The organism is Cupriavidus sp. 05L310 (assembly GCF_056398185.1).
On record NZ_JBFTOX010000055.1, the window covers coordinates 15,864 to 42,203 of the forward strand.

Consider the following 26,340-nt stretch of genomic DNA (forward strand, 5'->3'; position numbering starts at 1 on the left):
CGCGCGCCCTGATCGACACGCAATGCGAAAAAAATCCCCGACGCAGGGTAACTACCTAATCTGCGCCACGCCGCGGTCCCCCTGCGGCCTTACATGAAGCAAGGGCCAACCTCGCGGACTTCCACGGTGCACCACGCCGCGGCGGGGCATTCGGCGGCGATGGCGATGGCTTCGTCCTGCGTGGCGCAGTCGATCAGGAAGTAGCCGCCGATCATTTCCTTGGCCTCGGCGAACGGGCCGTCAAGCAGGTCGCGCCGCCCCTCCCTCACCTGCACGCGCACACCGTTGGTTTCCGAGGTGAGGGAGTTGACGCCCAGCAGCGCCCCACGCGCATTCAGGCCTTCGGCAAAGCGCTGCATGCTGGCGTAGGCTTCGCGCCCCTGTTCCGGGGTGCGCCCGGCGCGCTGGCCAATCGGTTCGACGATGAGCAGCATGTACGGCATAAGGTCTCCAGTTCGTCCAATTCATTGATGGGTTTTGCTTACCGCCCCACATCCTGCACGCCTCTGCCGCCGGCCGCAAGCGGCCGGCGCGCTACATATGGGCGGGGAAAATTTCTAGCCGTTAATTGCAATCATGAAAAGCGGAGGGCATTGGCCTGTGCGGGATTACCACTTACCATGTCGACCTTGCTCCACTCGGCATTCAGAACGGCCTTTCATGACTGCATCGCGCCAGCCAACCAACCATCCTTCGTACTTCATCGAAGGCGATACCGTGATCTGGTCATACAACGACCGGCCGCTCTGGGGGAAGGACGGCAACCCGCTGCCCATCGCCCACCCGCAGGCATTTCGCTGCATCGACGGACGCTGGTTCACCGACGGCGAGCACGTCATCGTGCAGGCCCAGCAAGGCAGCGGCACGGCCTGGTGCTACTTCTACCGGATCGAAGACGCCGATCTAGCCACCTTCGAAGTCCTGAACGAGCGCTACGCCCGCGATGCGCGCCAGGCATACTTCATTACCGGCAAGACCATCCGCACCCGCAGCCCGCAGGCCTTCCGGCCGCTCACCTACCAGGGCTGGCACTGGCCAGAGAGCGGCCCGCTGCAGCCGGTGGCCTGCACGCATGCTTATTACGCGGTGGACGCAGAGTCGGCTTACTTCAACGGCAAGCGCGTGATCGGCGCCGACGGCGCCACCGTAGTGGGCCTCCCGGGCAACTACATTGCGGATGCCGGGCATGTCTACTACTTCGGCCAGCGCATCGATGCCGACCGCGCCAGCCTGGTGGTGGCGCCCAATGGCGACGGGCCGCTGCGCATGACCGACAAGACCGGCCCGATCGACGAAGGCAAGCGCAGGACCGCGCTCGACCAGGACGAGGTGGAGCACTGGCGGGACTTCTTCACCGCGCTCCCCACGCTGCAGGATTACTGGTGGCACCGCCTGCAGGCGCCAGCCGCAGAAGCCACGCCAACGCGCGATGTGCTATACGACGGCCATCGCCTCACCGGGCTCGATCCGGACACCTTTGCCGCGCGGGAACTGCCCGTTGGCCACGGCCTTACCGGCGTGTTCTGTGGCGACGCGCATGGTATCCACTGGCTGCACCGGTACAGCGAAGGCTCATGCGAACTGACCCCGCTTTCCTCGCGACCGATATCCAGCTTGCAAGCGCTGGGGGACGGCTATCTCAGCGACGGCGCCAGCGTGTTCTACGCACCGAACCACTATGAAACGCCGCAAGCCCTGCGCAAGGTCGATCCCGCCGGCTTTACCGTGCTGCAGCGCTCGTGGGCCCGGGATGCCAGCCGCGCCTTCCATCGCGGCAAGGCCAAAAAAGGCGTGAACCCCGATACCTTGCGCATCGCAGGCTGCTACGCGTGGGACGACGCACAGTTGTTCTGCGACGACAAGCCGCTCAAGGTCGACGCGCCGCACGATACGCTGCAGGTGCCCCACCCCGGCTTCCTGCTGGCCGGCGAGCAGCTCTTCTTCGGGCGCCGCCCGGTATCGGCCAGGCGCGTGCACCTGCCCACCCTCGAATTCCTCGACGCCGACTTCGCGCGCGACCGTAAGCACGCCTACATCGTCGGCTATGTGAACCTGGTGGCGATCGACGGCGCCGATCCGGCCACCTTCCGCGTGCTGGGAAAGGGCCGCGCCGCCGACTCGGCGCGTGAGTATGACGCGGCGGCACTAAAGGAAGCGAGCGCGCCGGCAACCGACTAACGGTGGCTAGCGACACTACATCCAGCAGGATGGGCCGCGCGCCACATGTCACGCAACCGTCATGCGCGCGCCATACAATCGGCGGCTTCCCAATAGTCCGAATGCCCTGGCGATGCCTGACGTTCCGGTTGACTCACACTTGGCTCGTTCCCGCTTTCGGCAGCCCTGTGCCGAGGATCTCTGCGTCACCACGCCATCGGTGACCACGGAGCAGAACAACCAGGAAGTGCTGGATGTGTTCGGCAAGCACCGGGACCTTGCCAGCCTGCCGGTGACCGAGAACGGCACGCCGATCGGCCTGATCAATCGCGCGATCTTCATGTCGCAGATGAGCAAGCCTTATCACCGGGAGCTGTATAACCGCAAGAGCTGCATCGCCTTCATGGACAAGGAGCCGCTGGTGGTCGATGCCGCGATGAGCATCGAGGCCCTGACCTTCAAGGCGGTGGAGTATGGCGAGAAGGCGCTTGCCGACGGCTTCATCATCGCGCGGGACGGCCGCTTCCTTGGCATCGGGCATGGCTTGCAGCTGATGCGCGTGGTCGCGGACATGCAGGCCGAGAAGAACCGCCAGATCATGCACAGCATCGACTACGCCAGCACCATCCAGCGTTCGATGCTGCGCCCCTCGCGCGAGGCGCTTGCCAAAACGCTTGGCGACGCCAGCCTGGTGTGGGAGCCACGCGATGTGGTCGGCGGGGATTTCTATCACTTTGCCGCCTTTGAAGACGGCTGGTTCGCCGCGCTGGCCGATTGCACCGGCCACGGCGTGCCGGGCGCGTTCCTGACCCTGATTTCCTCGTCCATCCTGATCCAGGCCATCGAGCAGCGCGGCCCGCGCGACCCCGGTGCGCTGCTGGCGGCGGTGAACCGTGGCATCAAGCAGATGCTGGGCCAGATCGATGGCGACGACGACACGCCCGGGTCCAATGACGGCATGGATGCGGCGTTCTTCTGGTTCGACAACGCTAGCCGGCGGCTCGCGTTCGCCGGTGCCAAGAGCGCCTTGTTCGTGCTGCAGCCCGGCGACGAAGAAGGCGAGATCCTGGACGGCGAGCGCATGGGCGTCGGCTATGTCGACACAGACCTGGACTTTGCGTGGCGGAACCGCGTGATCCAGACCCAGCCTGGCGGCGTGGTGTTCGTGACCACCGACGGGCTGATCGACCAGATCGGCGGCCCCAAGGAGATTGCCTTTGGCAAGCGCCGTATCCGCGAAGCGATCCGGGCAAGCCGGCATGCCTCGGCGGCTCAGATCAACCAGGCGGTGCTGGATCAGTATCGCGCATGGCAAGGCCATCATCGCCGCCGCGACGATCTCACTTTCTTCTGTTTTCGCGTTCAATAGTCCAGACATGAACGGTAATTCGATTGACAACGAATATGGCCCATTCTTTGAAATGGCCAGGGAACGCAACGTGATCTTCTACTACGTCGGCTATTTCTCCCAGAACATCATCGCGGCGATGTCGGATGCGGTGCGGCTGCAACTGACGGTAAGCGGCGTGGACGGATCGACCCGGCGCAAGCTCTTCTCCTCGTTCGTGGAGATGGCGCAGAACATCGTCCATTACTCGTCCGATGCGCTGACCCCGCCCACGCAGGACAGCAACCAGCTGCGGCACGGCTCGGTCTGCATTTGCATGGTCGACGACCGCTACCGGCTGATGTGCTCCAACCCGGTGGCGGTCGCCAGGGTGGGACAACTGCGCGCCGCGCTGGAGCCGTTGCGCAGCATGACGCTGGACCAGATCAAGCAGGCGTACAAGGAAACCATGCGCGCGGAGGCGCCGGAAGGCAGCAAGGGCGCAGGCCTCGGTTTCCTGACGGTGGCCCGCGACGCCAGCGCGCCGCTGGAGTACAGCTTCCAGCCTATCGATACGGACCCGGTCTCGACCATGTTCTTCCTCACCGCAACCATCTGAACAATCTGAACGGGATCGAAAGGGAACCTGATGGAAAACCTGTTCATAGCCGCCACGCCGACCTCGCCCGAGGTGAGCTTCGATTTCAAGCAGCACACCCTCTCGCTCAGGGGCGAGTCCTATCCTGAGAATGCCGCCGTGTTCTACGGCGACGTGATTCTGCGCCTGCGCAAGTACCTGGCTGCGTGCGAGGATACGGAGGTCACCGTCCACGTTGCGCTGACGTACTTCAACAGCTCCAGCACCAAGGTGCTGTTCAGCATGTTCGATGCCATGAACGATGCGGCCGACAAGGGCAACCGGGTGACGTTGCACTGGTATCACGACGTGGACGATGACACCATCCTGGAATTCGGCCAGGACCTGCACGCCGATTTTCCGGCCATCGCATTCTTCGACCACGCCACGACGACAAGCTGAGCCGCGCATGACCGAGCCAGATCTTTTCGAGTCGGAAAACAGCGTCCTGGCCGGTGCCAGGGCGGTATTCGCCAATCCCGATGCCGGCGCCCAGGCGTACCGCGACACGCTCGGCGACCTGATTGGCCATTACGAACGGCTGATGCGCGAGACACGGCGCCTGATACGGCGCAGCGACCGCGAAGAGCTGGAAATGAACCGGCTCAACCACCGGCTGCAGGACCTGGCGCGCGAACTGGAGTTCCGCGCGACGCGGGATACGCTCACCGGCGCGCTGAACCGCGGCGCCATCATCGAGCGGGCCGGAACGTTGCTTGCCGGCGGCAGCCTGTCGCTGATCGTGCTCGACATCGACCACTTCAAGCGGGTCAACGACACGCTTGGCCATCCGGTGGGCGACGCCGTGATTCGCGGTGTCGTCGACTGCCTGGAACAAACCGTGCCGGACGGCGGGCTGATCGGCCGGGTGGGCGGCGAGGAATTCGCCGCGTTGCTGCCGGGGCGCACGCTCGACGCCGCGGTCAAGCTCGCGGAACGCATGCGGCTGCATATCGCCAACCACGCGTTTGCGCTGCCCCGGAGCCTGCAGGTGACGGCCAGTTTCGGCGTGAGCTGGAACCCGCCCGGCACCAGCTTCGAACAGGCCTATGCCCGCGCGGACGAGGCGCTGTACCAGGCCAAGCGCAGCGGCCGCAACCGGGTGGTCAGCCTGCGTGAATCCGATCTCGTGCTGCCGCTGCACTAGTCGCCAGCGGCGCGAGAATACCCGCTCAGGCAGCCAGCGGGAAGCTGGTGTCGAACGTCGTCCGTACATCCAGCCGCTGCTTGAGCAGCCCGGCATTCAGGTAGAAATCCGCCGTGCGCTGCTGCTCGGCGATCAACTGCGCATCGATATTGCGCCATTGCGTATGGCGCCGTTCGAACTGCAGCCTCGCCGCCTCCGGCGGGATGCCGACGATGCGCGCCAGCGCGGCGGAAAAGCTGTCCACATGCTGGTACGACCACACTTGCGCGCGCACCACGCGCTGCAGGAAATCGCGCAGCACTTCACGCTTGGCAGCCAGCGCGCTGTCCGTCACCGCCAGGTAGCTCAGCCCCGACCACAGCCCGCGTCCGCTGACCAGCACGCGTGCGTGGCCGCTGGTCTCGGCCAGCGCGGTGTAGGGCTCCCAGGTGGCCCACGCATCGACCGAGCCGTTGACCAGGGCAAGCTTGGCGTCCGCAGGCGGCAGGAAGCGCAGGCTGGCATCCTCTGGCTTGAGCCCGGCCGATTCCAGCGCCTTCAGGGCGACGAAATGGCCGATGGAGCCACGATTGGTGCCGATGCTCTTGCCGCGCAGGTCCGCCGCCGTCTTGAGTGGCGAATCGGCGCGCACCAGCACGGCGGTGCCGAACGGGTCCGAGCGGTTGGCGCCGATGATCTTGATGGGCGTGCCGGCGGCCAGCGCGAAAATGGCGGGCGCGTCGCCGATCGGGCCGGAATCCACGGCGCCCGCATTGAGCGCTTCGGCCAATGGCGCGGCGGCCGGAAACTCCGTCCACTGGATGTCGTAGGCGAGGCCCTTCAGCTCGCCGGCGCTTTCCAGCAGCGCCCGCAAGCCGCCCTTCTGGTCGCCGGCCTTGAGCACGGGCCGCCCCTGGGCGGAAACGGAAAACGGCAAGGCGCCGCTCGCGGCAGCCGCCGCGCCGTAGCGCAGGAATTGTCTTCGTGATGTCGTCATGGTGCCGCTCGTCATCCCCTTCAGGCCGCCTTGCGGCCGGCGCCGGTGGCGGCACCGCGCTGCGCCACCAGTTCGCGCACGCGCGGAATCAACTCGCGGCCATAGTCCACGGCATCCTCCAGCGGATCGAAGCCGCGGATCAGGAACGTGGTCACACCAAGGTCGTAATAGTCCAGCAGTGCATCGGCTACCTGCTCCGGCGTGCCGACCAGTGCCGTGGAGTTGGAGCGCGCGCCGGTCAGCCTGGCGATCTCCGTCCACAGGCGCTTGTCCACGCGCGGGCCCTTGTCGGCGGCGGCCAGCAGGCGGCGCGCGCCTTCGCTTTGCTGCGGGCCGCCCTGCTCCAGGCCGGCCGCCGCGCGCAGGCGGCGCGTTTCTTCGAGGATGGCATTGGCGCGGGCCCATGCCGCCGTCTCGGTTTCCGCCAGGATCGGCCGGAACGAGACCGAGAAGCGCACCTGCCGCCCATGCCTGGCGGCTTCGGCGCGCACCCGCGTGGTGATGTCGCGGACCTGGTCGAGCGATTCGCCCCACAGTGCGTAGACATCGGCATGACGTCCGGCAACTTCAATCGCCGCGTCCGAAGCACCGCCGAAGAAGATCGGCACATGCGGCTTCTGGGCCGGCTTCACTTCCGAGAAGCCCTGGGTAAAGCGGTAATACGTGCCTTCGTGGTCAAACGGCTTGTCCTCCGTCCAGACGCGCCGCAGGATGCCTAGGTATTCATCGGTACGCGCATAGCGCTCGTCGTGGCCGAGGAAATCGCCGTCGCGCCGCTGCTCCGAATCCGAGCCGCCGGAGATGAAATGCACGCCCAGCCGGCCGCCGCTGAACTGGTCGAGCGAAGCAATCTGCCTGGCCGCCAGCGTGGGAGCGGTAAAGCCCGGACGATGCGCCAGCATGAAATGCACCCGCTCGGTCACGGCTGCCGCGTAGGCGATGGTGAGTGTGGCGGAAGGGCCGGTGGAGTGATGCGGCACCAGCACGCGGTCGAAACCGGCGTTCTCATGCGCTTGCGCAAACGCCCGCACATAGTCGCGATCCACCGCCGGGCCGCTGGCCGGATGGATTTCCGACTGCTTCTGGCTCTGGATCATGCCAATGATTTCCACGCTCATCGTAGGCTCCTGTTCCTGGTTCTCGGTAACGCCGCGGCGCCGGGATGAAAGGCGCCATGCGGCTGGAACATGAACTTACCCCGTGGCGGTTCAATCCTTAAGGAATAAGAACGCGTGTCGATATGCGGTTTTGCGCGGGAGCCCGGGCGCGGTACCGGGCGGCGCCTGCGCGGTTGGCATCGAAGCCGCCGAAGGCTGTCTCTGCGCGGCCGCGCGATCAGCCGGCAGCAGCGCTCTTCAAGCCGTCCGACACACCTTGCGCCGAGTCTTTGCACCACTGCCTGGCGCCGAGCGGGCTGCCTTCAATCCCTTCTTCCTTGCCGTCGGACAGCCTCACCTTGCCGCGCAAACCCGCAGCCTCGCTGGCATCGCCCCCGCTCGTGTCGACGCCGGGAAGCCCCGCCATCAAAGCCACCATCTTCCTGGCGTTCTTGATGCTGTCCGCTTTCAGGAAGCCCTTTCCGACACAGTAGCTGGTGAGGCCAGCGACGTTGCGGGACATCTCATACATACCCTTGAGCACAGCCGGGTCCGCCTGTGCGTGAGCCGGTGCGGAAAGCCCGATCGTGCCGGCGGCCATCAGGAATACTGAAATCTTCTTGTTCATATCTCGCTATGCATCCATTCAAATGCAGGGTTATTCGATCCACCTGTCGTCGTCGCCGCCACCGTCATCCGTGGCCGGCTTCAACTACCCGGCATTACCAAGTATACTTTTAATCACATGAGGCTTCGCAGCCTTCCGTCAAAACGGGCGCTCCGGCGTCCGTTTTACTTGTTACCCGGCCTGACATCGTTACTTTTTCCGCTCACCGCATGACTCTTCGATTTCGTCCCGCCCACTGCGCCGCACTGGCTTTGCTGCTCTCCACCCTCGGCGCCGCGCCCTATGCCCTGGCCGCCGATGCCGTCCTGGTCCTGGACACCAGCCCCAGGGAAACGAGGGATGCCCCCGCGCTGGATCTCGCCGTGACCCGGTTTGCGGGCAACGCGTCCGGTACCTACTACTGGGAGGATGGCTTGCTGGCCGAGCAGATCCTGTCCGGACTGCAGTCGCGCACCAACCGGGCCGAACAGGAACTCCCCGACGGCCAGCGCCTGTTGTCGTCGCGCCGCCAGTTGTCGGACGGCGCCGAACGCGCGGCCGTGCTGGTGGACGGGCGCGGCGACGTGCTGGCCGCGGCGCTGGTGCACCGCGAGTGCGGCAAGAACGGCTGCCAGGACGACGAGCACGGCCTGCTGTCGGTCTTCCTGCGGCCCGGCTTCGATCGCGCCAAGGCACAACCGCTGGTGACGTGGAGCCAGGACGTGCCCGAAGACCTGCAGACCGACGGCGGCGAGAAGATCGCCAAGGTGGAGACCATCACGCTGGATGCCGGCAACACGACGGCCAAGCCGATCAGGCTCACCAAGGGATTCTCGCCGCAAGTGCCGCTGTACCCGCGGGCAATCGTCCATCGCACCGCGCAGGATGCCTTGAGCAACGCCAAGGCCAGGCGCGTGCTCAGGCTGCAAACCACCGACAGCATCGAGCAGGTGCTGGCCTTCTACAAGCAACTGACGCCGCCGCTGCAGGATGCCGTGTCCGACCTGGATGGCAATACCGGCTTCATGGCAGGCAAGCGCAAGGGGGTGGCGTTCACCGTCAACCTGAAGCAGAACAAGCACTTCCCGACCATCACCAACATGGAGGTCGAGATCAGCGAATGATCCGGCTGCCGGGCGGCGAGGGACCCATCACATCCCGTTGTCGCCTTCCACCTTGCCGATCGAGGTCTTGATCCTGCCGGCGACAGCGGTGCGCAAGCCCTTGACGGAGTACGCCTGCGCTTGCGCATCCTCCTCCGGCTTGCGCACCCACAGTTGCGCGAACAATCCGTCCTTGGCGGAGTAGCCGCCGAACCAACCAGGCGGCCGATGTACCAGCGGTGCCCGACCCGGACGGGCATGTCGGGCATCTCGCCCGCGATATTTGTGCCTCCCGCGCCATGCCAGACGCGCCCGCTCGCGTGACGGCTCCCCATTACCCTATCCTTCGCCCCCCCATCCGCTCGGCCGATGCCGGCTTTCGCATAAGCCCGCCGAGCCCGCACCCCTGAAAATATACTTATGCCACTAAGTATATTCCCTTGGTTTTCGTTCTGCCTTCTTGCCATCGCCGCCTCACCTCATTATGCTTAGTCAACTAAGTTTTATTAACCAAAACAACCGATGTGCACGACCGACCCTACCCGGGAGACGTCCGCCAGGAGTGCCCAGAAATGATCACCAAAGAAGACAACGAACTGCTGTGCCGCGTCGAAGGCGACGCGCCGATGGGACAACTGATGCGCCGGCACTGGACTCCGGTATGCCTGATCGAGGAGGTTTCGGAACCTGACGGTGCGCCCGTGAAATCTCGCGTATTCGGCGAAGACCTGGTGGTATTCCGCGACAGCGATGGTCGGGTCGGCGTGATGGACGAATACTGCCCGCACCGCCGCGCCTCTCTGGTCTACGGGCGCAACGAAGAAGGTGGATTGCGCTGCCTCTACCACGGCTGGAAGATGGACGTCGCGGGCAACGTACTGGAGATGGTTTCGGAGCCCCCCTCGAGCTGCATGGCTCAGAAGGTCAAGCACAAGGCGTATCCCAACAAGGAATGGGGCGGGATGGTATGGGCCTATATGGGCCCGGCCGATTCGGTACCGGAATTCACGCCGCCACAATGGGCGCCGAGCGAAGAGACCCGGGTGAGCATTGCCAAGGTGCTCCTGCCATGCAACTGGGCACAAGTGCTCGAGGGAGCGATCGATTCGGCCCACAGCTCCAGCCTGCACAGCTCCGATATGGTTCCGGCACGGGTGAGCAGCGCAAAGGCCACCTCGAACCTCTGGCTCCGTCCCTCGACCGACAAGGCGCCGCGCTTGCAGGTGCAGCGCGGCGGCTACGGATTCCGCTATGCAGCCATTCGCCGGCCCATCCAGCAGGCGCAGACCCACGACTACGTCCGCTCGACCGTGTTCGTTGCCCCCGCGACGGCATTGATTCCTCCAAACAATCTCTACAACGTCGCCAACGTCAACGTCCCGATGGATGACACGAACACGGCGTTCTACTTTATCGCCTGGGGCCATCCTGCGCAGACACCCGAGACCGAATCCTGGCGCAAGTTCCTCCGCCAGACCGTGGGCGTCGACCTGGACCCGTCCTACCGGCCGCTGCGTAATATGGAGAACCGCTTCTGGCAGGATCGCCAGGCCATGAAGGCTGGCAACTTCACCGGCATCTCAGGCTTTCCCAATCAGGACGTGGCAATGTGGCTGACCATGGGGCCGATTGCTGACCGAACCCATGACCGGCTCGGTGCCAGCGATCTCGCCATCGTCGAGTTCCGCAAGCAGATGCTGGATGCCGTCAAGGCCTTTCAGGAAGGCGGCGAGGCGATCGGCACCGGCACCAACGCGGTTCCCGCCGACGTCTGCGCGTTCCAGGCCGTCGTGCCGAAGTCGGACGACTGGCGGACCTTCGCTGTCTCCTACGTATGGGCCGATGGCCAGGACCGGCCGGAGTTCGAGCCCTCTTACTCGATCACGGCGTAGGACGCTCCCGGCGCCTTTCCATTCATCAGACCCAGCCCCCGGAGCCATCGCACGATGACAAAACTACGCCTTTCCGTCGCCATGGGCGACTATGACCGCACCCGCGCCCTGCTCGATGGCCGCATCCAGATCGACGGCGTCGATCCGGTCTACATGACCCTCACCCCCGAGGAGATGTTCTTCCGCGCGATGCGCAGCCAGGACTTCGATATCACGGAGCTTTCCTTCTCGAGCTATCTGGTCAAGCACTCGCGTGGCGACTGCCCGTACATCGCCGTCCCCGTCTTTCTCTCCCGTGCTTTCCGCCATACGTCTATCTATGTCCGCAAGGACCGCATCAAGCGGCCCGAAGACCTGAAAGGCTGCCGCATCGGCATCCCCGAATACCAGCTCACCGCGCTCGTATGGGCGCGAGCGATCCTCCAGGACGAGTACGGGGTCCACCCGTCCGACGTCACGTGGGTGCGCGGCGGCATCGATACGCCGGGCCGCCCGGAGAAGATCAAGCTCCAGTTGCCGCCCGACGTTCGCGTCGAGCCCGCGCCGGAAGGACGCACGATCTCGGACATGCTCGACCGCGGCGAGATCGACGGCTTTATCGCGCCCCGGCCGCCTGGCGCCACGGCATTGCGCAACGAGAACATTGCCTGGCTGTTCGATGATCCCACCGCGGAAGCCAAGGACTATTTCCGTCGCACGGGTGTCTTTCCGATCATGCACGTGGTTGGCGTCCGGAAGACCCTGGCGCAAGCCCATCCCTGGCTTCCCGGCGCGGTGTTCAAGGCGTTCAACCAGTCCAAGGCCCACGCACTCGAACAGCTGTCCGACACGTCGGCGACAAAAGTGACCATGCCCTTTGTCGAAGAGATGCTGAAGGGCGCGCGCGAGACGCTCGGCGAAGACTACTGGTCCTACGGTGTTCAAGCGAACCGCCGGACCCTGGAAACCTTCATACGGCATCACCATGGCCAAGGACTGTCCGAGCGCCCGGTCCCGGTGGAAGACATCTTTCACCCGTCCACCTACGAGTCATACAGCATTTGACAAGATCGCGCGCGCGGATGCATCGGGGGAGTGGACCGGGAATCGCTGCGCGCCATCGACCTGTCAATGCGGTTCGACGCCTGAAATGAGAGATTTATGACGACCATCACACAGCCCCTCGCCGATACGCGGATGCTCTTGCGTATCGCCCGCATCCATGACCCGGCGGAAGGGATCCGCAGCTTCGAGCTCGTGCAGCCCGATGGCACCGACCTGCCTCCTTTCACGCCAGGCTCGCATATCAAGGTGCAGACGCCCAACGGCCTGCCGAGGAAGTACTCGCTGTGCAACGACCCCGCGGAACGTCACCGTTACATCATCACCGTGAAGCGTGACGCCGACGGCCAGGGCGGCTCCGTGAGCCTTTGCGACGACGCCAGGGAAGGCGACCTGCTTCCCGTTGGCGTGCCGGAGAATGCATTCCCTCTCGTCGGCAATGCCAGGGCGTTCATCTTCATCGCCGGTGGCATCGGCATCACGCCCATCCTGTCGATGATCCGCAGCTTTGGGGAACTGTCGACGGCCAAGTGGAAGCTCTACTATTTCACGCGCTCACCGGAGACCACCGCGTTCCTGGATGCGTTGCAGGCACCCGAACTCCGGGGCAAGGTAACGATCCATCATGACTTCGGGGATCCCGACAAGGCATTCGACCTGTGGCCGGTGCTGGAGCAGCCGTGCGACACGCACGTCTACTGCTGCGGGCCGCGCGGGCTGATGAACGCCGTGCGTGACATGTCGGGTCACTGGCCCGCCACGAAGATCCACTTTGAGAGCTTCAACGAGGGAGGCGAGGTGCGCGTGGACGACAAGCCGTTCGATGTTGTGCTGAACAGTACCGGACAGCGCTTCGAGGTTCCGGTGGGCATGAGTATCCTGAATGTCCTGCGTCAGCATGGCTGCGAGGTCCCTTCTTCCTGCGAGAGCGGAACCTGCGGTACTTGCCGCACCACGCTGGTGGCGGGCGAGGCGGACCACCGTGACATGGTCCTGATGCCGGAGGAACTGGAAGGCCAGGTGATGATCTGCGTCTCGCGTGCGAGAAGCGCCGAACTCGTGATCGAGCTATGAAACGAAAACCTGACGGAAAGGTGCGCCTGGGCGTCGTCGGACTCGGCCGAGCATTCTCGCTCATGCTGCCCACCTTCCTCGCGGACGAGCGTGTGGTCCTCGCCGCCGCCTGCGACCCGCGTGACACCGCGCGCCGGCAGTTTGCGCGCGATTTCGGCGCCCCGGTGTACGAGGACCTGTCCGAGATGGCATGCTCGCCTGCCATCGATGCAGTCTACGTAGCCAGTCCACATCAGTTTCATGCCGCCCACGCATGCCTTGCCGCGGCGAATGGCAAGCACCTGCTGGTCGAAAAGCCGATGGCATTGTCGATGGCGGAGTGCGACCAGATGATCGAGGCGTGCGCTCGGGCCAACGTGCAAATGATCGTCGGGCATTGCCACAGCTTTGACTCGCCCTACCTGCACACGCGTCACCTGCTCGACTCGGGCCGCTTCGGCGCGGTGCGGATGATCCACGCCCTGAACTACACGGACTTTCTCTACCGGCCGCGGCGCCCGGAGGAACTTCAGACCGAGGCTGGCGGCGGAGTTGTCTTCAGCCAGGCGGCGCATCAGGTCGACGTGGTCCGCCTGCTCGCCGGTTCCCCGGCCAGTCGGGTCCGGGCGACGCTTGGCCAATGGGATCCATCCAGACCGACCGAAGGCGCCTATTCCGCCATGCTCTGGTTCGAGAACGGGAGTTATGCCTCCCTGACCTATAGCGGCTATGGCCGCTTCGACTCGGACCCGTGGAACGGCGGATTCACCGAAATGGGTTTCCCGGCCCACGAAGAGGACTACGGCAAGGCGCGGCGCAGGCTGGCCGGCATCGGCTCGGCCGAGGCGGAAACACGACTCAAGGCGGACGCCACCTACGGCGGGCCATCCTGGACATCGCCCGCCGGCGCGTCTCCCCCGCTCGCTCACCAGCACTTCGGGCCGGTCATCGTCAGCTGCGAGCATGCCGACATCCGCCCCATGCCAGACGGCATCTGGGTCTATGGCGATAGGGAACGGGAACACATCCCGCTGCCGGCACCGTCGGTGCCGCGTTTCGAGGTCATCGACGAACTGATTGACGCCGTCGTTCACGGACGGCGCCCAATCCACGGCGGACCCTGGGCAAAGGCCACGCTCGAAGTCTGCCTCGCGATGCTGTCTTCGGCGCGTGAGGCCCGGGACATCGAGTTGCCGCATCAGACTTACCCGACATAGCGGCGCACTATATAAAGAGAGGAGACACCATGAGACGCCCCCCCAACCATCTCGCACGGCGCAAGCTGTGCCGATGCCTGTGCCTATGCCTGACGGCCGCCGCATTCGCCCCAACGGCGGCGCTGGCAGGCGCCGATTCCTGGCCTACCAAGGCGATCCGGCTGATCGTTCCCTATGCGCCGGGCGGTCTGCCCGACACCGTTGCCCGTATCCTGTCGCAGCAATTGACACAACGGCTGGGCAAGCCGTTCGTGGTCGAGAATCGTCCCGGCGCCAATGGCGTGGTAGCTGCGCAGGCGCTCAAGACGAGTCCCGCCGACGGCTATACCTTTCTGGTCACCGACGGGTCGATGATGACAATCAATCCTGCGATCTACAAGGATCTGTCCTATGAGCCCAAGCGCGATTTCGTGCCGGTCTCATTGGCGGCGAGATCTCCGCTGTTTCTAGCCGTCAATGCCCGTGTGCCGGCAAACTCGCTTCAATCATTCATTGCGCTTGCAAAGTCGAAGCCTGGCCAGCTCAACTACGGCTCGTCCGGCATAGGGAGCACGCATCAACTATCGATGGAAGCGCTGAAGGCCTCACTCAAGATCGATATCAGGCACATTCCCTTCCGCGGCTCCGGCCAATCCGTCCCGGCGCTGATCGGGGACCAAGTGCAAGTGGTGTTCGCCGCCTTGCCCTCGCTATCGGGCTTCGTGAAGTCTGGCCAGGTGAAGATCCTTGGCACCAACTCACTGCAGCGCTCCAAGCTCGCACCGCAGATTCCGGCGATCTCGGAAGTGGTGCCCGGGTACGACTACGCCGTGACCGTTGGCGTGCTCGCGGCGGCGGGAACGCCCGATGCCGTGGTGAAGCAGATGGCAGACGCCATCGCGAATGCCGTCAAGATGCCCGAAGTCATCGCGCAGTTGCACGTCGCTGGCATAGAGCCGGTGGGCGGGTCGAGCGCGGACTACGCCAAGGCACTCGGCGACGAGACAGCGCGCTATGCCGAAGCCATCAAGATGGCCCAGGTAGTCGCGGAGTAGCATGATCCTGCAGCGGATATCCGGCAATCACATCGCCGGTTCCGCTCGCGCGATCTCCACCTGCCGATCCGTGTCGGCGCAGCCCATTCCCGGCATGGTGTTAATATTAGGCTCATAAACAAATTCCTCTTGAAGAGCTTCCGGACCTTTCCATGCCGAGCAACACCAGAGATACCGAAATTGCCAGTCGCATGCTGCGGCACTGGCACGAAGCAGTCCCCAACGATCGGATGGCACATCTCGTCAAGGACGCAACGCGGGGATTCTTGCGAGCGCTGCAGACGAGGCTTGCCCGCCACGATGTGCAGTTGGGGCACTGGACCTTCCTGCGCATCCTATGGGAGCGCGACGGCCTGACGAAGCGCGAGCTCAGCATAGAGGCAGGCGTGATGGAACCCACCACGGTAGTCGCCCTCAAAGCCATGGAAAAACTGGGCTACGTCAGTCTCGAGCAGCGGCCCGACAACCGCAAGAATATCTACGTGTTCCTGACGCCTCTGGGCAGGAAGTTGAAGAAGCTGCTTGTTCCGCTTGCCGAAGAAGTCAACGCATTGGCACTGAATGGCATTCCAGCCAAGGAAGTGGAGACGACTCGCCGTGCGCTGCTCCTGATGATCAACAATCTCGGTGCCGATGCCCAGGCGGAGTAGCTCCGGCTGCCCGGATTTTGCCGCCGTGTAACCCGCATCAATTGCCATGATGCTGCCAATCACCGAGGCAGCGTCTGCCGAACTCAGCCAGGGGATGCCCGAAGCAATTTCCTCCGGCGTGCTGTATCGCCCTAGCGGATATCTCTCGCCGCCTTCTGAAGGTGCGGCGCCTAATCGTCCCCCGCCCTCCCCCGTCGACATCTGGGCGATCTGGCCCTTCACGCAAAACCACAGGCTTCGGACATTGACGTCCACGGTGCGATGGCAGATATCCTCATCCTCCTCCGGAAAATTACTGATCTATAACAACCTTGGAGCGATTTACCATCCCGCGCCAAGCCTCCATGTCCTGCCTCATTTGTGGCGCGAACGCATTACCATTAGTCCAATTTACAATAACGTCCATATCCTCCAGGTACTTTCTCTCGACCGGGTTGTCGAGGAATGCCTTGATAGCCCGGCTCAGACGGCCTGCAATTTCCGGCGGTACGTTCGCCGGGGCCAAAAAGGCATACCAGCCTCCCCCATAGCTCATCTCGTTGTGCCCTTGCTCGGCAAACGTCGGCACATTTGGCAGTGAGGCCACCCGCTTTTCGCCGATAACGGCAATGGGCGTGAGCTTGCCGGAGAGCAGGTAGCTCTTGGCAGCAAACACGGAAAACAATCCCATCTCAATCTGGCCACCAAGCAGATCGGTAAGGGCAGGAGACTCCCCTTTGTACAATACCCCGGTCATTCCCAGATCATTCTCCTTATTGAAAATCTCCAAAATCACCTGCGGTCCGGTTGACCCTGCGCCATAGCTCCAGCGCTTACCTCGAGCGGCTTTAACGAATTCATCGACATTCTTTATGCCCAAATCGGGACGAACCACAACAACCGTTGCGCTTAGTCCGATCCTGCCCAGAGGCGTGAAATCCTTCAGCGGATCATAGGCGACCTTCTTGAAATGAATTGGATTCTGGATATGAGCGGTCTGTGCGAGGAGAATCGTATAGCCGTCCGGTGGGGCCTTCGCAACGGCAAGGGTTCCGATGATCGTGCTGGCGCCGGGGCGATTCTCCACGACGATCTGCTGCCCAAGCTGTTCCGCCACGTTCTTTGCAAATCGGCGCGCGATAGCGTCTGCAACTCCGCCAGGGGCGACTGGCACCACGAGCTTGATTGGGTGATCCGGCCACGCCCCGCGTTGAGCCATTGCCGGCTTCTGCATCGATGCCAGCGCTGCAATGCTCAGCCCGCTCAAGATAAGACGGCGCTTCTTGCTGACAAGATCTTTCATTCTTTCTCCCCCTGATTGTGATGCGGGTCTCCTCGTCGCGAGGCATCGCACCGTGAGCACCTGTGCCTCCCGAAACAATTATGCTTATGGCCCTAACAATATCCGAATGCGGACTTACCCTAGTCACGCCCCAGTTCAGGCTGCTGAAGTACCTCGTGTGGAGGCTGGGAGATGTCCGCCGACGCTGTCTCGAAGGCCAAGCAGACCGACGCCCACCGAATATTCATCCCTTTGAACGAGGCGAGTCGCCCGGGCGGCACAACATAATCCTTTCGCAAAATATGTGGTACCGCGGAGGCCGCGCGCGCTTGCCGCCCGGTCCGAACCCATGCAGACCAGGAATCGAAATGAACGAAGCCTTTCTTTATGACGCCGTCCGAACGCCGCGCGGCAGGGGCCGCGACACCGGAGCCTTGCGCGACATCACGCCTGTCTCGCTCGCCGCGCAGACGCTGCGTGCGCTGCGCGAGCGCCATGAGCTGGATCCGACACTCATCGAGGAAGCAGGCCTGGGCATTGTCATGCCCCTGGGCGAACAAGGTTCCGACCTGACGCGCATCGCGTTGCTGGCAGCGGGCTACGGCGAGAGCGTGCCGGGCTACCAGCTCAACCGCTTCTGTGTATCCGGCCTCGATACCGTCAACCAGGCCGCGGCGGCGATCATGGCCGGCCAGATCGAAGCGGCCCTCGGCGGAGGCGTCGAATCGATGTCGCGCGTGCCCATCGGCTCGGATGGCGGTGCAATCTATACCGATCCGTCCATTACGCGGCAGTTTCCTTACATGCCGAATGGCGTGGCGGCCGACCTGATTGCCACTCTGGAGGACCTGACGCGTCACGACGTGGACGCGTATGCGTTGGAGAGCCAGAAGCGCGCGGCGCATGCAAGCCAGCAAGGTCATTTTGACCGATCGCTGATTCCGGTGCGCAACGTGACCGGCGACGTCGTCCTGGCGCGGGATGAAGCCGTCCGGCCCGAGACCAGCATGGAAGGCCTCAAGAAGCTGGCGCCTGCGTTTGCCGGCGCCGGAAAGCAGGGCTTCGACGCGATCGCCCTGCAGCGCTATCCAGAACTGGAGCAGATCGAGCATATCCACACAAGCGGCAACGCCAGCGCCATTGTCGATGGCGCCGCCGTGGTGCTGGTCGGCAGCAAGGCGTTCGGCGAACGCGCCGGTCTGAGGCCGCGCGCCCGCATCCGCCACTTTGCCTCGCTTGGCAGCGATCCCAACATGAACCTGGGGGGGCCGGTCCCTGTCACGAAGAAGCTGCTGGCGCGCAGCGGCTTGCGCATTGCCGACATCGATCTCTTCGAAGTCAATGAGGCGTTCTCCGTCGTACCGCTGGTATTCATGCGGGCCTTCGATATCGACCACGCGAAGGTCAACGTCAATGGCGGTGCGATTGCGCTGGGCCATCCGCTGGGTGCGACCGGTGCCATGCTGCTGGGCACGCTGCTCGACGAACTGGAGCGTCGCGACTTGCACCGTGGGCTGGTTACCTTGTGCGCTGCTGCCGGCCAGGCCACCGCGACGCTGATCGAGCGTGTTTAACCTGCGGACTATGTTCAAGCCATACCGCACCCCCAATCAGGAAACGTACTGATGAAGCCCATTTCCGTTTCCGTCGATCAAGACGGGATTGCACTGATCACAATCGACTGCGCCGATCGGCCCGTCAACGTCTATACGCCGGCCTTGACGGCTGGGATGAGCGAGGCAGTCGAGCACGTGCTGGCCAACGACGCGATCGTCGGCGCCATCATCACTTCCGGCAAGGACGGTTTCCTCGCCGGCGCAGACCTCAACGCGGTGCTTGGCCGTCTGGAGGCAGCGCTGACGCAGGGGCGAAGCGCGCTGCCCGGTTTCGTCGCCGAGAACCTTTTCATGCGCCGCTTGGAGACCGGCGGCAAGCCGTTCGCTGCCGCCATCAACGGCACGGCGCTCGGCGGCGGGCTGGAGCTTTGCCTGGCCTGCCACTACCGCGTGCTGTCGGATGCGCCCGATACGCGCGTCGGGCTGCCAGAAGTCGGGGTCGGCCTGTTGCCGGCCGGTGGCGGAACCCAGCGCCTGCCACGCCTGCTCGGGATTGAAGCCGCGTTGCCGCTGCTGCTGGATGGCACCCCCCTCGCCCCCGAGCGCGCGCTGGCGCTCGGCGTCGTGGATGAGATCGCACCGTGCGCGGAGCTGGTGATGCGCGCCAAGCGCTGGCTGCTGGCCAATCGCGGCGCGCGCCAGCCCTGGGACCGGGACGGCTACCGCCTGCCAGGGGGCGCCGGCGCGCTGGCCGAGCATGCGTTGCGCAGCTTCCATACCGGCATCGCGCAAGTCCGCAGCCGCACGCACGGCAACTATCCGGCGCCGCTGGCGATTCTTTCGGCCGTCTATGAGGGCACGCAGCTTCCCTTCGACCGCGGCATGGCGATCGAAGCTCAGTACTTCGCGCAGCTCGCCGCGGACCCTGTCGCACGCAACCTTGTCCGCACGCAGTTCGTCAACCGCAAGCGCTACGAGCGGCTTGCGCACCGTCCGCAGGGCATTCCCCGGGGGGCGGCGCAACGGCTCGGGATTCTCGGCGCAGGCATGATGGGGGCAGGCATCGCGTTCGCCGCTGCGCGGGCCGGCATCGAAGTGGTACTGCTCGATGCCACACGCGAGCAAGCGGCCGCTGGCCGGCTCCGCGCCATGGAGATGGCAACCCGCGCGGCGGTGTCAACGACGCAAAGCGAACCCGCGCAGCACGCGGGCAAGCTGATTCATGCGACGGCGCAGTACGCCGACCTCGACGGTTGCGACTTCGTGATCGAAGCCGTGTTCGAAGATCGCGCTGTCAAAGCCGATGTGATCGCCCGTGCGCTGGCCGTGCTGTCGCCCACGGCGATCTTTGCTTCGAATACGTCCACCTTGCCCATCACCAGCCTGGCCACGGGCACCGGCAGGCCGGAGCGCTTCATCGGCATGCATTTCTTCTCCCCGGTGGACCGCATGCCTTTGCTGGAGATCATCCTGGGCGAGCGGACATCGCGCGAAACCCTGGCGCACGCGATGGACCTGGCTGCCCGGCTGAGGAAGACGCCCATCGTGGTCAATGACAGTCCGGGCTTCTACACCAGCCGCATCTTCTGCGCATACGTCGACGAGGCAATGGCGATGCTTGCCGAGGGTGTCAAGCCGGCGCTGATTGAGAACGCCGCCCGCATGGCCGGCATGGCGGTGAGCCCGTTGGCCGTACTGGACGAAGTGTCGCTGGACCTGCAGCAGCGCGTGGTCAGGCAGGCCGAGGCGGACGGTGTGCCCGAGCCGCTGCGCCGCATCCACGCACAGCCGGTCATCGCCCGCATGAATGCCATTGACAGGCTGGGCCGCAAGCGCGGCGGCGGATTTTACGACTACCCGGAGGGCGGCAAGAAGCGCCTGTGGCCGGGACTGGCGCAAGAGTACCCGGCGGCGCGACAGCAACCCGGACTGGAAGCAGTGAAACGGCGTCTCCTGCATGTCCAGGCATTGGAATCGGTCCGTTGCATGGAAGAAGGCGTGATCTCGGCGCCGGAAGACGCGGACATTGGCGCCATCCTTGGACTCGGTTTCCCGGCATGGACTGGCGGGCCCCTGTCGCTGGTCGACACCCTTGGCGTACGCGCCTTCGTGCTTGCCTGCGATGCGCTTGCCGACGCTTACGGCTCCCGGTTCCGGCCTACGCAGGCCCTTCGCGAACGCGCACGGCGCGGCGAGCCGTTCTACAGCAAGGAGGCGGCATGAGCACGAAACGTAGAATCTTCGAGCCCGAGCACGACCAGTTCCGCGACGCGGTGGCACGGTTCATCCGCAAGGAGGTGGCGCCGCATGTCGATGCCTGGCGCAAGGGCGGGTGTTGTGATCGTACCGTCTTCGAGAAGGCCGGCGAGCAGGGCCTGTTGCTGATGTGGGCCGCCGAGCAGTATGGGGGCGCCGGCATGGCGGACTTCCGCTACGAACAGATCCTGTACGAAGAGATGATCCGGCATGGCGACATCGGCGTGTTCTTTACGCTGCATTCACGGCTGGTAGCGCCATACATCGCACGCCTGGGCAATGATGAACAGAAGGCGCGGCTGCTGCCCGATGCGGCAAGCGGCAAGCGCATTCTTGCCATTGCCATGACCGAGCCCGGAACAGGCTCGGACCTGGCGGGCATCCAGGCGCGCGCGCGGAAAACCGACGGCGGCTGGCTGCTGCAGGGCACGAAGACGTATATCTCGAACGGGCTGAATGCCGATGCGGTCATCGTGGTGGCCCGCACCGATCCGGCCCAGCCACGCGCCTTCGGGCTCTTCCTGGTGGAACGCGGCATGCCCGGCTTCGAACGGGGGCGCAAGCTGGACAAGCTTGGCCTTGACGCGCAGGACACGGCAGAACTGTTCTTCGACAACGTATTCGTACCGGATGCCAACCTGCTGGGTGACCCCGCGAAGGGGCTTGGCTACCTGGCGGAAGGACTGGCGGAAGAACGGTTGCTCAGTGCCTGCCAGTCGGTCGCGCACGCGCAGGTGGCGCTGGACCTGACGCTGGACTACGTGAAGGCGCGACGTGCGTTCGGCCGTCCGCTGGGCGCTTTCCAGAACACACGGTTCGCACTGGCGCGCAAGCATGCGGAACTCGACGCGATGCAGTCCTGGATCGACACACTGGTCATTGAGCACAACGCCGGGCGGCTGGATGCGCCGACAGCCGCCTCGGCCAAGCTGTTGACTTCAGAACTGGAGAATCGCCTGATCGACGATTGCCTGCAGTTCCACGGCGGAGCCGGCTATATGGACGAATACCGGATCAGCCGTATGTACCGCGATGCGCGAGTGTCGCGGATCTATGCGGGAAGCTCGGAGATCATGCTGGAGATTGTCGGCCGCTCGCTGGGGTTGTCGGAGCGCATGGCCTAGCGCACGGGTCTTCCCCGTACAGGCCGACAGAAGAATACGGGCGTTTCCGGCCAACGGAAACGCCCGTATTCCTATCCCCGCGCGATGCGGTTCGCCATGCTCCAGCGATGGACTTCCGAAGGGCCGTCGTAGATGCGGAATGCGCGCATGTCCCGGAAAATGCGGGCGACGACGGTCTCGTCGGTTACGCCGCTGCCACCCAGCACCTGGACAGAGCGATCCACGATGCGCCACAGGGCTTCGGAACAGATCACCTTGGCCTGGCTTGACTCGTGCCGGCCTTTCTCGCCCTGGTCCAGGACCCAGGCGCAATGCCAGATGGTCAGCCGGGCAATGTGCAGTTCCATCTCGTTGTCGGCAAGCATGAAGCCCACGCCTTCGTGCTCGACCAGGCTACGGCCGAACGCGCGGCGCTGCCGGGCATAGTCAGCCGCCACGTCATGGGCGCGCCGTGCCGCGCCAAGCCAGCGCATGCAGTGGGTAAGGCGGGCGGGGGCGAGACGCAACTGCGCATAGCGAAAGCCTTCCCCCACCTTGCCGAGGACATCGGTGGCCGGCACGCGCAGCTTGTCGAACCGCACGACGGCATGCCCGCCGGTGAAGCAAGTGTCGAGGGCATCCATCTGGCGCTCGATTTCCACGCCCGGCTGGTCCATGTCGGCAAGGAACATCGTTGCCGTGCCGTCTTCCATGCGCGCCATGATGATGGCGAAGGTGGCGCCCGTGGCACCGGTAATGAACCACTTGCGGCCGGTGATGAGGTAGTCGTCGCCATCCTGGACCGCGACGGTCTGGAGCATGGACGGGTCCGCTCCGGCACCTGGCGACGGTTCCGTCATGCAAAAGCAGGAGCGTGTGTATCCGTCGATCAGGGGTTGCAGCCAGCGCTTCTTCTGCGCCGGCGTCGCCACGATTTCCATCAGGTGGATATTGCCTTCGTCGGGGGCGTGGATGTTCAGCGCGACCGGACCAAGAGGCGAATACCCCGCTTCTTCGAACACAATCGCCTTGTCGGCATGGCTCAGGCCAAGGCCGCCTGCTTCCTTCGAGGCGTGCGGCGTCAACAGGCCGGCGGCGCGGGCTTTTGCAACCAGTTCCGCGCGGAGCGCTTCGGTGGGTCCGTGCGCGGTCTGCCTGGGATCGCGCTCCATCGGCATGATGTGTTCCGCGATGAACTCGCGGGTGCGTGCCTGCAAGGCCTGCTGCGCGGCATTCAAACTGAAGTCCATATTCGTCTCGCTCTGGTGCTGTGGTGACGCCTGCCGGTGTGCGGCCGGCAGGCGGGTACACGCTTGGGCCGGGCCAAGCCGGGGTGCCGCCAAGGTTAGCGCCTGCGCACGGGCGATACTTCATCCAAAGGGACGATTTTCCCGCATTGTGGCGTCGATACCGGCAGAGCACGCCATGACCGGCACAGGATAGCGCCATGAGCGGATAGAATCCACGCTTATCCCAACCAGTAGCGAAGTCCACCCGGATTGCCATGCGTACCCCGCCCGCCAAGTTCCTTGTTCCCCAGCGACTGCGCACGCACCTGGCCCGGGACCGCCTTGCGGCGCCCGTCATACAGGCCAGCGATGTGCGGCTCGTTTCGGTGCAGGCGCCGGCCGGCTTTGGCAAGACGAACACCATGCTCGATATCCATGCGGCGTGTGTGGCCGCCGGCATGCGTACGGCGTGGTGCCAGTTGGGAGCCGCGGATAACGACTTCTCCATCTTCCTGGCATCCCTAAACGTGGCGGTGGATGCCCTGTGCGAGGGGAACGAAGACGTGATCGCGGCCGGGCAAGACGGTTTGCCGACGGATACGCTGGTCGACCGGTTGACGCGCTTCCCGGTGCCATTCGCCATATTCCTCGATGACTTCGAGGCGCTGCACAACCCGGCCGCGCTGGAATTCCTGCGCCAGCTGATCGGACAGATGCCGGCACACGGCAAGTTCGTGGTCGGCTCGCGCGGCACACCGGAACTGGGGCTCGGCAGGCTGCGGGCCCACGGCCGGCTGCTCGAGATCACGACCGACGCATTGCGCTTCACCCTCGAAGAGACAGGCGCCTACCTGCGCGAGCGCATCGGGCAAAGCGTTTCCAAGGAAGACCTGCGCAAGCTGCACCTGCGCACGGAGGGCTGGGTCGTGGCGATCTGGCTGGCGGTGCTGGCCATGCAGCGCTGCGAGGATGTTTCGGCGTTCATCGGTACATTCTCCGGCTCCGATGCAGCCGTGGCGGACTACCTGGCCGAAGACGTGCTCTCACGCCAGTCGCCCGAAGTGCAGGATTTCCTGTTGAAGACATCGCTGCTGGGTCCGTTCAGCGCCGAACTCTGCAATGCGGTGACCGGGCGCGGCGACGGCACCGCGATGCTGGAACGGCTCGCGCACGAGAATCTGTTCCTTACCAGCCTCGATGCGGCCGGCCAGTGGTACCGCTATCACAGCCTGTTCTCCGACTTTCTCAAGGCACGGTTGGCGCAACTGCACGGCGGCGTGGAGATCGCCAGGCTGCACCGCCTGGCGAGCGAATGGTTTGTCGGACAGGGCCGGCCTGTGCCCGCCATCGAGCACGCGCTCAAGGCGGAAGACTTCTGCGCCGCACTGGACTTGCTGCAGCAGCACGCCGACCCGCTGCTTTGGCAGGGACGGGTCCGCCTGCTGGCGCGCTGGTTTGAATGCCTGCCGCCCGGCAGCCTGTCGAACCGTCCACGGCTCAGGCTGGTGCAGGCCTGGGCGCTGACGTTCCTGCATCGCGGCGACAAGGCATTGCGCATGCTCGAAGACATGCACGACGCAGGCGAGCGCGATGCCGAGATTGCCGCGCACATGCTTGCGCTGCATGCCTTTATCCTGGCGCTGGGCGACAAGCTCGACCAGGCCTACGCCGCATGGCAGGACTTCTTGCGCAAGCTCTCCCCAAGCCACGTGTTTCCCTATGGCGTGCAACTCAATTCATTGGCGTCCTGTCATATCTACCTGGGTCACTTCGAACAGGCGCGCCGGATGCTGGACAGCAGCCGGCAGGTCCACGCCGGCATCGGCGGCGGGGCGAACATGCGCGTGGCGCATTGCCTGGACGGATCGATCGACCTGGTCCAGGGCCGGTTGCGGCAGGCGCTGACACGCTACCGCGGCGCGCACGAACCCGACGCGAGCCGGGGCGAACAGCGCGTGGACGGGCAGGAGATCGCCGGGGCCTTCCTGGCCGAAGCCCTCTATGAATCGGGACGCAGCGATCAGGCGCAGCGTTTGCTGAGCGCCTACCTGCCGCTGATCCGCGAGGCGGCCTATATCGATCCGCTCATTGTCACCTTTGTGCTGTTATGCCGGGGTGCGCTAGCTGACGGCCGCGAGGAGGACGCGATGTTATGGCTCCACGACTGCGAGCAGATGGGCTACCGGACCGGGCTGTTGCGCATGGTCGCCAACGCGCGGCTGGAGCGTTCTCGCATCGCCGTGCAGCGCGGCGACCGCGATGGCGCGGAACTGGAACTGGCGGCGGCGCGGGCGCTGCGCGCCTGGTCGTTCGGCCCGGAGTTCGTGCCGCATGCCAACGACGTCGAGACCGTGGAACTGGCGCATTGCAGGCTGGAGATCGCGTTTGGCAACCCCGCCGGCGCCGCGCAAGCGCTGCGCGAGGCGCTGGCGCTGGCCCAGGCAGCACAGCGAGGGCGCCGGGCACTGAAGCTGCGCATCCTGCTGGCAACGGCATTGCAGGCCGCGGGCGACAGTGCGCTTGCGCTGCAGGAGCTGGCGCCGGCACTGGAATTCGGCGCCAGCGAAGGCTTCGTCAGTACGTTCATCGACGAGGGCGAGCCGGTGGCTCGCATGATAGGCGCGGTGGGCGCAGGCGGGACGCGCGGCGGCCCGCAGCTGTCGCCGGCGGCCCGCGCTCTGGTGGCGCAACTCGCCGGCATGTTTGCCGAGCGCAGCGGCGCCGCGCCGAAGGGCGCAGTGCCAGCCATGGCGAACGCCCATCCGGTGCAGGATGGCCAGGGCCTGACCAAGAAGGAACTGAAGGTGCTCCACCTGCTGGCCGACGGGATGGCGAACAAGGAAATGGCGGTCCGGCTTTTTGTCTCGGAAACGACCGTCAAGACGCACCTGCGCAGCATCAATGCCAAGCTCGGCGCTTCGTCGCGCACGCACGCCGTGGCTGTCGCGCGCAAGCTGGGGCTGATCGCCTGACGACGCCAGCGCTGTGCAACAACGC

Annotated in this window: 23 protein-coding genes; 16 read left to right on the forward strand and 7 right to left on the reverse strand. The window is 64.6% G+C overall.

Annotation, left to right across the window (positions count from 1 at the left end):
* Positions 1-89: 89 nt before the first annotated feature.
* Positions 90-443, reverse strand: a complete 354-nt coding sequence (locus AC1DS6_RS31840) for a YciI family protein (protein ID WP_045242417.1) — start codon at positions 441-443, stop codon at positions 90-92.
* 217 nt (positions 444-660) lie between these two features.
* On the opposite strand from AC1DS6_RS31840, the gene AC1DS6_RS31845 reads away from it, so the two are divergent.
* The 5 genes from AC1DS6_RS31845 (at position 661) to AC1DS6_RS31865 (ending at position 5,268) form a co-directional block, all read left to right on the forward strand.
* On the forward strand, positions 661-2,178 hold the full coding sequence (locus tag AC1DS6_RS31845) for a hypothetical protein (RefSeq protein WP_477103912.1): 1,518 nt from the start codon (positions 661-663) through the stop codon (positions 2,176-2,178).
* Between the two features lie 112 nt (positions 2,179-2,290).
* Positions 2,291-3,526 (forward strand): SpoIIE family protein phosphatase, encoded by a 1,236-nt coding sequence (locus tag AC1DS6_RS31850; RefSeq protein ID WP_441630299.1) that lies wholly within the window; start codon positions 2,291-2,293, stop codon positions 3,524-3,526.
* A 7-nt stretch (positions 3,527-3,533) separates the two neighbouring features.
* On the forward strand, positions 3,534-4,103 hold the full coding sequence (locus tag AC1DS6_RS31855) for a SiaB family protein kinase (protein WP_441630301.1): 570 nt from the start codon (positions 3,534-3,536) through the stop codon (positions 4,101-4,103).
* 30 nt (positions 4,104-4,133) lie between these two features.
* Positions 4,134-4,523, forward strand: coding sequence for a DUF1987 domain-containing protein (locus tag AC1DS6_RS31860; RefSeq protein ID WP_035870302.1), 390 nt, complete (start codon positions 4,134-4,136; stop codon positions 4,521-4,523).
* A 7-nt stretch (positions 4,524-4,530) separates the two neighbouring features.
* Positions 4,531-5,268 (forward strand): GGDEF domain-containing protein, encoded by a 738-nt coding sequence (locus tag AC1DS6_RS31865; protein ID WP_441630303.1) that lies wholly within the window; start codon positions 4,531-4,533, stop codon positions 5,266-5,268.
* A 25-nt stretch (positions 5,269-5,293) separates the two neighbouring features.
* Here AC1DS6_RS31865 and AC1DS6_RS31870 read toward each other — a convergent pair whose 3' ends face one another.
* From AC1DS6_RS31870 to AC1DS6_RS31880, 3 genes are all read right to left on the reverse strand, one after another.
* Positions 5,294-6,244: an ABC transporter substrate-binding protein gene (locus AC1DS6_RS31870; RefSeq protein WP_477103913.1), complete on the reverse strand. Its 951-nt coding sequence runs from the start codon at positions 6,242-6,244 to the stop codon at positions 5,294-5,296.
* A gap of 20 nt (positions 6,245-6,264) precedes the next feature.
* Positions 6,265-7,362, reverse strand: a complete 1,098-nt coding sequence (locus AC1DS6_RS31875) for an LLM class flavin-dependent oxidoreductase (RefSeq protein ID WP_477103914.1) — start codon at positions 7,360-7,362, stop codon at positions 6,265-6,267.
* Positions 7,363-7,579: 217 nt separating this feature from the next.
* Positions 7,580-7,969 (reverse strand): hypothetical protein, encoded by a 390-nt coding sequence (locus AC1DS6_RS31880; protein WP_441630309.1) that lies wholly within the window; start codon positions 7,967-7,969, stop codon positions 7,580-7,582.
* A gap of 209 nt (positions 7,970-8,178) precedes the next feature.
* On the opposite strand from AC1DS6_RS31880, the gene AC1DS6_RS31885 reads away from it, so the two are divergent.
* Complete coding sequence (locus tag AC1DS6_RS31885; RefSeq protein ID WP_441630311.1) at positions 8,179-9,072, forward strand: hypothetical protein; 894 nt, start codon at positions 8,179-8,181, stop codon at positions 9,070-9,072.
* A gap of 27 nt (positions 9,073-9,099) precedes the next feature.
* Here the strand turns inward: AC1DS6_RS31885 and AC1DS6_RS31890 are convergent, their stop codons facing one another.
* Positions 9,100-9,237 carry a hypothetical protein gene (locus AC1DS6_RS31890; RefSeq protein ID WP_477103915.1) on the reverse strand — a complete coding sequence of 46 codons (138 nt, stop codon included), beginning with the start codon at positions 9,235-9,237 and terminating at the stop codon, positions 9,100-9,102.
* Positions 9,238-9,623: 386 nt separating this feature from the next.
* Between AC1DS6_RS31890 and AC1DS6_RS31895 the strand changes: the two genes are divergently transcribed.
* The 6 genes from AC1DS6_RS31895 to AC1DS6_RS31920 all read left to right on the forward strand — a co-directional run bounded on the left by AC1DS6_RS31895 (position 9,624) and on the right by AC1DS6_RS31920 (position 15,938).
* On the forward strand, positions 9,624-10,943 hold the full coding sequence (locus tag AC1DS6_RS31895; protein WP_441630314.1) for a Rieske 2Fe-2S domain-containing protein: 1,320 nt from the start codon (positions 9,624-9,626) through the stop codon (positions 10,941-10,943).
* 54 nt (positions 10,944-10,997) lie between these two features.
* Entirely contained in the window at positions 10,998-11,987 is a 990-nt protein-coding gene (locus AC1DS6_RS31900) for a substrate-binding domain-containing protein (RefSeq protein ID WP_477103916.1), read from the forward strand.
* A gap of 96 nt (positions 11,988-12,083) precedes the next feature.
* Positions 12,084-13,058 carry a PDR/VanB family oxidoreductase gene (locus AC1DS6_RS31905; protein WP_477103917.1) on the forward strand — a complete coding sequence of 325 codons (975 nt, stop codon included), beginning with the start codon at positions 12,084-12,086 and terminating at the stop codon, positions 13,056-13,058.
* Positions 13,055-14,254, forward strand: a complete 1,200-nt coding sequence (locus AC1DS6_RS31910; protein ID WP_441630320.1) for a Gfo/Idh/MocA family protein — start codon at positions 13,055-13,057, stop codon at positions 14,252-14,254. The genes AC1DS6_RS31905 and AC1DS6_RS31910 overlap by 4 nt, the downstream gene beginning before the upstream one ends.
* A 29-nt stretch (positions 14,255-14,283) precedes the next feature.
* The gene (locus AC1DS6_RS31915) at positions 14,284-15,288 is read left to right on the forward strand and encodes a Bug family tripartite tricarboxylate transporter substrate binding protein (protein ID WP_441630322.1); all 1,005 of its coding nucleotides are present in this window, start codon (positions 14,284-14,286) and stop codon (positions 15,286-15,288) included.
* 152 nt (positions 15,289-15,440) lie between these two features.
* Positions 15,441-15,938: a MarR family winged helix-turn-helix transcriptional regulator gene (locus AC1DS6_RS31920; RefSeq protein WP_035870275.1), complete on the forward strand. Its 498-nt coding sequence runs from the start codon at positions 15,441-15,443 to the stop codon at positions 15,936-15,938.
* Between the two features lie 292 nt (positions 15,939-16,230).
* Here the strand turns inward: AC1DS6_RS31920 and AC1DS6_RS31925 are convergent, their stop codons facing one another.
* The gene (locus tag AC1DS6_RS31925; RefSeq protein WP_441630325.1) at positions 16,231-17,220 is read right to left on the reverse strand and encodes a Bug family tripartite tricarboxylate transporter substrate binding protein; all 990 of its coding nucleotides are present in this window, start codon (positions 17,218-17,220) and stop codon (positions 16,231-16,233) included.
* Between the two features lie 347 nt (positions 17,221-17,567).
* Here AC1DS6_RS31925 and AC1DS6_RS31930 point away from each other — a divergent pair, with 347 nt between their 5' ends.
* From AC1DS6_RS31930 to AC1DS6_RS31940, 3 genes are read left to right on the forward strand one after another with little or no spacing between them, the layout of a single operon-like run.
* On the forward strand, positions 17,568-18,773 hold the full coding sequence (locus tag AC1DS6_RS31930) for an acetyl-CoA C-acetyltransferase (RefSeq protein ID WP_441630327.1): 1,206 nt from the start codon (positions 17,568-17,570) through the stop codon (positions 18,771-18,773).
* A gap of 51 nt (positions 18,774-18,824) precedes the next feature.
* Positions 18,825-20,978 (forward strand): 3-hydroxyacyl-CoA dehydrogenase NAD-binding domain-containing protein, encoded by a 2,154-nt coding sequence (locus AC1DS6_RS31935; protein ID WP_441630329.1) that lies wholly within the window; start codon positions 18,825-18,827, stop codon positions 20,976-20,978.
* Positions 20,975-22,135 (forward strand): acyl-CoA dehydrogenase family protein, encoded by a 1,161-nt coding sequence (locus AC1DS6_RS31940; protein ID WP_441630331.1) that lies wholly within the window; start codon positions 20,975-20,977, stop codon positions 22,133-22,135. The genes AC1DS6_RS31935 and AC1DS6_RS31940 overlap by 4 nt, the downstream gene beginning before the upstream one ends.
* A gap of 71 nt (positions 22,136-22,206) precedes the next feature.
* Here AC1DS6_RS31940 and AC1DS6_RS31945 read toward each other — a convergent pair whose 3' ends face one another.
* Positions 22,207-23,364 (reverse strand): acyl-CoA dehydrogenase family protein, encoded by a 1,158-nt coding sequence (locus AC1DS6_RS31945; protein ID WP_477103918.1) that lies wholly within the window; start codon positions 23,362-23,364, stop codon positions 22,207-22,209.
* Between the two features lie 254 nt (positions 23,365-23,618).
* Here AC1DS6_RS31945 and AC1DS6_RS31950 point away from each other — a divergent pair, with 254 nt between their 5' ends.
* Positions 23,619-26,315, forward strand: a complete 2,697-nt coding sequence (locus AC1DS6_RS31950; RefSeq protein ID WP_477103919.1) for a winged helix-turn-helix domain-containing protein — start codon at positions 23,619-23,621, stop codon at positions 26,313-26,315.
* The last annotated feature ends 25 nt before the right edge of the window (positions 26,316-26,340 follow it).